Source organism: Rathayibacter sp. AY1H3 (assembly GCF_002932015.1).
On sequence record NZ_PSUU01000010.1, the window covers coordinates 85,230 to 91,805 of the forward strand.

Genomic DNA, 6,576 nt, shown 5'->3' on the forward strand with positions numbered 1-6,576 from the left:
CCTCGGATGGAATTCACGAGCGGTACGACCGGGCACAAGGGGGAGAGAATGAAGCTGCTGAAGCCTGCGGGCGGGGCCCGACGCGAATGGGTGGATTTCGCCAAGGGTGCCGCCATCCTGATGGTCGTGTACTACCACACGTCGTTGTACCTCGGTGACATCGGGGTCGAGAACACTCTCGGCCGCATCAAGGTCGTGTTCGAGCTGTTCCCGATGCCCCTCTTCTTCCTGGTGTCCGGTCTCTTCGGCTCGCGCATCCGCACCTGGAGCTTCGGCGACCTCTGGCGCCGCAGGCTGTACCCGCTGCTCTGGCTCTACGTGGTCTGGTCCGTGATCCGCATGGCCTTCTACCTGGTCGTGCCGCTCGCGAACGGCGGACTCGGCGAGCTCCCCGCGACCGACCCGCTCAACCTGCTCCTGCTGTTCTTCTGGCCCAGCAGCAGCTACTGGTTCATCTACGGCCTCGTGCTCTTCACGCTCGGCGCGTGGCTCCTGCGCAAGGTCGACCACCGCGTGCAGGTCGCCCTCGCCGCGGTGATGGGGACGATGTTCACCACGGGTCTCCTCAACACGACCAACGTGGGCTGGAACCGCATCGGCGCCCTGTTCGTCTTCTTCCTGGTGGGCACGCTCTACTCGAAGAGGATCATCGACTTCGTCGAGCAGAAGGGGAGCCGCGCGTTCCTCTACGTCACTCCGGTCTTCGTCGTGCTGAGCGCGGTGCTCTTCCTCTTCCCGATCCGCTGGGTGCCGTTCCTCGCCCTCGCCGGCCAGATGGCCGCCGTCGCGATGGGCATCCTCGTGTCGCGGGCCCTCTCCCGAGTGCGATTCCTGAACTTCTTCACGATCTGCGGCGAGCGCAGCCTGCACATCTACCTGCTGCACCTCTACTTCATCGTGATCGCCATCACGATCCTGCGGGTGATCCTCCCCGAGGACCGCTCCGAGATCGGCGGCTTCGAGGTGCCGCTGCTGCTGGTCGTGATGGTGCTCGCGGTCGTCCTCTCGCTCTTCGTGACCCGCTACCTCTCGAAGGTCAAGTGGATCTACGTCCCCCCGGCCGCCCTCGGCGGCCCCGGCAAGCGGCGCAAGCCCGTGCCCGTCCCTGCGCGCGGCCCCGGAGTCGTCTCCGATCCCGTCGCGGTCCCGGCCGATGAGCCCGGCACCTCCCCCAGTTACGAGAAGAAGAGAGCGGAGTCCCACGAGTGAAGACGACACGAGCACGCAGAGCCGGAGTCCTGGCGGCCGTCGTGGCCGTCGCCCTCGGGCTGGCCGGCTGCTCCTCGCAGCCCGAGCCCGTCCGCACGCCCGACGGCTTCACGACGGAGAAGGCGATCGAGTACCGCTCGGTCGACGGCGTCTCGCTGAAGGCCGACGCCTGCCTCCCCACCGCGGGCGGCACCGACCGCCCCGCGCTGCTGATGCTGCACGGCGGAGGGTTCGTCGACGGCGCCCGCGACGAGGGCGGGATGACCGAGCTCTGCGAGTACTACGCCGAGCGCGGCTTCGTCTCGGTCTCCGTCGACTACCGCCTCCTCCAGGACAGCCGGTACCCCGGCCAGATCGAGGACGCGCAGGCCGCCGTGGAGTGGCTGCGCGAGCCCGCGCAGGTCACGCGCTTCGGCCTCGACCCCGCCCGCATCGGCGTGATGGGCAGCTCCGCCGGAGCGATCATCGGAGCGACCATGGGCACGCTCGGCGAGGGCTCCCTCACCGAGGGCTCGCGGGTCAAGACGGTCGTCGCCTTCTCGGCGGTCGCCGACATGACCGAGACCGGGATGTCGCTGGGCACGCCGGTGCCCGAGGCGAAGGAGCAGATCCTCTCCTACCTGGACTGCGACGAGATCGACTCGACGACCTGCCCGCAGAGCATCCCCGCGTCGCCGATCACCTCGGTCGACTCCACGGACGCCCCGCAGATCTGGCTGACCTCCGAGGACGAGCTCGTCCCGGTCGAGCAGGCCGACGCGATGCAGGTCGCCCTGCAGGACGCCGGAGTGGCGTCCGAGGTCGGCGTGGACGGCTCCGGCCACCACGGGCTCCAGAACAACACCCCGAACAACAAGAAGGCGATCCTCGCCTTCCTGCAGGCCCACCTCTGATCCACCGCTCCCGCGCGAAACCTCGCGGCCGGGTCCGCGCAACGCGGACGACACATCACGACGCTACAGTCAGACCCCCTGCACTCCGGTGCAGTCGACGAAAGGGACACCACACACCATGACCTTGAACGGACTGTTCGCCGGCATCGGCCGGAGGTGGGTCTACATCGTCGCCTTCGCTCTGCTCGGCGCCGTGGCGGCCCTGGTACTCAACGCCGTCCTCCTCCCGCAGTACAAGGCGGACGCACGCGTGTACGTCGCGGTCTCCTCGTCCGGAGTCCTCTCGACCGCGGACCGGGTCGCGGCCAACAGCGCCGCCTCCCAGGCCACGGTCACCTCCGTCGCCCTCGGCACCTCGGACACCGTCCTGCAGGGCGTCATCGACGGCCTCGGCATCGACGAGCCCATCGAGGACTTCGCCAAGCGCGTGACCGTCCTCGCCGAGCCGGAGTCCGTGGTCATCACGATCTCGGCCACCGACCCCTCGCCCGAGCAGGCCGCGGTCATCGCGAACGCGGTCGCCGCCCAGCTCGACGCGGCCGTGAAGGGGGCCGACCCGACGACCACCACGAACGGCGTCGCCGTCCCGCAGATCCAGCTCCAGGTGCTCAGCCAGGCGCTCCCGCCGGAGCTGCCGGTCACCGGTGGCATCCTCGTCCTGCTCGCGCTCGGCATCCTCGGCGGCGCCGTGGTCGGCGTGGGAGTGGCGATCGTGATGACCGCCCTCGACCGCCGCCTCCGCAGCGGCGACGACGTCCGCTCCGCGATCGACCGGCCGCTGCTGGGCATCGTCCCGGTCAAGGCCACCAAGCTCGACGAGATGCTGAACTCGACCGAGATCCCGGCCCGCTACTCGGCCGTGGCGTTCGAGCTCTCCGCCATCGCGCGCACCCGCTCGTACTCCTCCTTCGCGATCGCCCCGGCGTCCGAGAAGACCCCGCACACCGCCAGCGCGGTGCTGCTCGCCAAGGCGCTGGCCGTGCTCGGCTCGTCCGTCGTGATCGTGGACGGCACCGCCGAGGGCTCGGCTCTCGCTTCCGCCTCGGGCGGACGCCCGGGCCTGCGCGAGGTGCTCGCCGGAGCCGCCTCGCTCGACGACGCGATCATCAAGCGCTCGACCGACCGCGTCGACCTGCTCCCCGCGGGCGGCGCCCAGGCCGGTACGCCGATGCCGACCGACGCCCTCCGCGCGCTGGTCGAGGAGCTCGAGAAGGTCTACGACATCGTCCTGATCGTCACCGGCACCCTCGGCGCGACCGAGCAGTCGCCGACCTTCCGCGGCGTGGCCGACGGAGCCGTCCTCGTCCTGATCGAGGGCAAGGTCGACTCGCCCCAGGCCGCCGCCGACGTGCACTGGATCGAGACCGCCGGCACCCCCGTGGTCGGCGCGGTCGTCCTGGCCCGCCACAAGCTGCAGAAGGCCCCCGCGATCGTCTGATCGCGTCCTCGCGCGCTGCGGAAGAGCGCACCCCGGCCCCGGCCGCGGTGCGCTCTTCCGCGTCCGGGGACTGCGCCGCTTGTCCGGGGCAGGCCCGTGCGGGCTCTGCGAGGCCTGGCCGGTCCGTCCGCCCTCCCAGCCTCTCCAACGCCCGCCGTGGCCGGACCGGACCCTTCTCCGTCCCCCGCGAGCCCGCTCACCCCGCGAGTCCGCACGAGTCGCGGTAGTCGCGCGCGAGCACGCCGACTTCCGCGGACTCGAGAGGAGGCGGCGTCCCCGTCCTAGGCCAGCGGGCTCTCCGGGGCGGGCCCGTGCGGGCTCTCCAGGGCATGGCCGGCCCCTCCGGACCTCCTCCGGCCTCTCCAGCGCCCGCCGTGGCCGGACCAGGTGCCTCACCGGCTCCCGGGAGCCCGCTGACACCGCGAGGCCGCAGAAGTCGCGGTACCCGCGCGCGACTCCGCCCACTTCTGCGTGCTGGAGAGGCGCGGGCGCGTCAGCCGGGCTCTGATCGCGTCACCCTCCGACCGGCCCACTCCTGCGGCCCCGGAGACGCCGAGCGCCCGCCCGCGCCCTCGCGAGTCCGCGGTGGTCGCGGTCGTCGCGCGCGACTCCGCCGGCTCCCGCGTGGTCGGCGGGAGGCGGGCAGACGCAGAACCGCCGCCGTCGAGGGGACGACGGCGGCGGTTCTGCGCGCGGGGAGCGGATCAGGTCACGGCGTGCAGGCCACGTTCCCGATCAGGTCCTTCCCGGAGTTGGAGCAGCTCAGCGTGTTGCCGCTGGTGGACCAGTTGGACGGCTGGTGGAGGTAGACCACCGCGTTGCTGGTCTTCAGCGCGAGGTTACCGCTGATGGTGTTGTCGTTGCCCGAGCCGTCGGCGCGGGTGATCACCTGGTAGCCGTAGGTGGTGGTGCCCGCGGCGGAGTTGCCCGCGGCCAGCCAGCTGTTGCCCGAGACCAGGATCAGCGAGACGACGTCCGAGGCGAGCCGCGATCCGCCGAGGACCGTGTTCCCGATGATGTCGCCGTCGAGGGTGCCCTCCTTGGCCTCGATCGGCTCGGCGCCGGTGTCGCTGATCGCGTTGTCCACGACCGCGATGCGGGCCGTGCGGTCAGGGTTGCAGCTGTTGTACTCGCACCAGTTGCGGTCGGAGGTGCCGACGTAGACGCCCTCGCCGTACTTGGCGGAGACGAGGCCGGTGCGGCGGATGGTGCTGCCGACGATCAGGGAGTCGGTGGTCTGGCTGCGGAAGTGGACCGCCTCGTAGCCGATCTCGCTCACCGTCAGGCCGGCCATCTGGACGCCCTTGCTGGCGAGCACCTGGATGCCCTGGAAGGAGCTGCGGACTGAGAAGCCCACGAGGTGCACGTCGCTCACCGTGTTCAGGATGAGCGCGGTGCCGCTCGAGGTGGATCCGGAGGTGAGGACCGCGTTGGGCGAGCCGCAGATCCAGATCGACCCGGGCTGGGCGGCGGTGCCGCGGAGGGCGAACTTGCCGGTGTAGACGCCGTCGGCCAGGCGGATGACGTCGCCGGAGGAGGGGTTGGTCAGGGCCGTGACGAGCTGCGCCGAGGTCGACACCGTCTTGGTGGCGGCGGGGCAGTCGAAGGCCGCGAGCAGCGAGGCGCGGGAGGCGAGGAGGTCGGCCGTGGTGGTGGCCGACTCCTTCAGCCGCGAGTCGCGGCCGGCGTCGTCGGTCGCCGAGACGGTGTACGTGTAGGCGCGTCCCGCCTCGGCGGTCTCGTCGCGGTACTGGCGCACCGGGTCGGCGACGGTGCCGACGACCGTGTCGCCGGAGCCGTCCTCGTTCGAGCGGTGCACGTCGTACGAGACGACCCGGGAGCTGAAGGGCGCGTCCCAGGCGACGGTGTAGCCGTCGGTCAGGGGGGAGAGCTCCACGGCGTCGGTCGCGAGGCCGTCCTCGGCGAGGACGAACGCGTCGATGATCAGGTTCTTGTCGGTCGACTGGGAGTTCTTCGTCCCCGTGTAGGAGATGGTCACGGTGTGCGTGCCCTCGGCGAGGTCGGTCGTCTCGTAGACCGGCACCTGGTACTGCGCGGTCGAGCTGTAGCGGTCGACCTTGGTGACGGGTCCGCCGTCGACCGAGACCGCGGCGATGCCGGAGGAGGAGGTCTTCCGGCTGATCCAGCGCCACGACGTGCCGACGAAGGTGAACTTCACCGATCCGGCGGAGGTCAGGTACTTCATCCCGCCGCCGCTGTCGCCGCCCGCCATCGATCTCCACGAGCCGGTGTACTGCAGCGCGGGGTCGGTCTCCTGCACGAGGAGGCTGGTCGCTCCGGAAGGATCGAGCACGGGGCCGTCGTCCTCGCCGCCGCCGGTCTCGTCGGTCGGCTCCTCGGTGGCGGGAGTCGCGCGGGTGATGTCGAACGCGTCGATGACCAGGTTCTTGTCGCTCGCGGAGCTGTTGGCCGTGCCGCTCCAGGCGATCTTGACCGTGTGGACGGTGTCGGCGAGGTCCTTCTTCGTGAACACCGGGACCTGGTACGCCGTGGTCTTCGTGTACCGGTCGACCGAGGTGCTCGCGCCGTCGACCGTGACGGTGGCGATGCCGGCGGAGGCGGTGGTGCGGCTGACCCAGCTGAAGCCGGTGCCGCGGAAGCTGAACGAGACGGAGCCGGTGCTGTTGAGGAACTTGATCCCGCCGCCGCTGTCGCCGCCCGTCATCGTGCGCCACGAGCCGCTGTAGGTCAGCGAGGAGTTCGTCTCCTGGATCCGCGTGCTCTGCCCGGCGCCCGGGTCGAGAGTGGCCGCGGAGGCGGCGGGCGCCGTGAGGGGGGCGACCAGGATGCCGAGAGCGGCGATCAGAGCGGTGGTGAGGGAGAGGCGTGCGCGTCGTCGGCGAGGGCGGGTCGGGTCTGGCGTCGTCTGAGGATTCACGATCGGCTCCGGGTCTTCGAGGGGGCGTCGGGGGCGGTTCGAGGGGGAGTGCTCGCGTCAACAGCCGTTGGTGACCAGGAAGGCCTTGAGGAACGCGCCGGTCTGGTAGACGTACTGGTTCACCAGGTAGTCCAGGC

4 protein-coding genes are annotated in these 6,576 nt (G+C 70.8%); 3 read left to right on the forward strand and 1 reads right to left on the reverse strand.

Annotation, left to right across the window (positions count from 1 at the left end):
* Positions 1-48 precede the first annotated feature (48 nt).
* From C5C33_RS06090 to C5C33_RS06100, 3 genes are all read left to right on the forward strand, one after another.
* Positions 49-1,209 (forward strand): acyltransferase family protein, encoded by a 1,161-nt coding sequence (locus C5C33_RS06090; RefSeq protein WP_181027202.1) that lies wholly within the window; start codon positions 49-51, stop codon positions 1,207-1,209.
* On the forward strand, positions 1,206-2,102 hold the full coding sequence (locus C5C33_RS06095; protein ID WP_104247646.1) for an alpha/beta hydrolase: 897 nt from the start codon (positions 1,206-1,208) through the stop codon (positions 2,100-2,102). Before C5C33_RS06090 ends, C5C33_RS06095 begins: the two co-directional genes overlap by 4 nt.
* 118 nt (positions 2,103-2,220) lie before the next feature.
* On the forward strand, positions 2,221-3,540 hold the full coding sequence (locus tag C5C33_RS06100) for a Wzz/FepE/Etk N-terminal domain-containing protein (protein WP_104255871.1): 1,320 nt from the start codon (positions 2,221-2,223) through the stop codon (positions 3,538-3,540).
* Positions 3,541-4,249: 709 nt separating this feature from the next.
* Here C5C33_RS06100 and C5C33_RS06105 read toward each other — a convergent pair.
* Positions 4,250-6,439, reverse strand: a complete 2,190-nt coding sequence (locus C5C33_RS06105) for a hypothetical protein (RefSeq protein WP_104260675.1) — start codon at positions 6,437-6,439, stop codon at positions 4,250-4,252.
* Positions 6,440-6,576: the final 137 nt, after the last annotated feature.

What these genes read in the sequence shown, in the direction of transcription:
- C5C33_RS06090 (WP_181027202.1), top strand. Translation starts at nt 49, where the DNA reads ATGAAGCTGCTGAAGCCTGCGGGCGGGGCCCGACGCGAATGGGTGGAT.
- C5C33_RS06100 (WP_104255871.1), top strand. Translation starts at nt 2,221, where the DNA reads ATGACCTTGAACGGACTGTTCGCCGGCATCGGCCGGAGGTGGGTCTAC.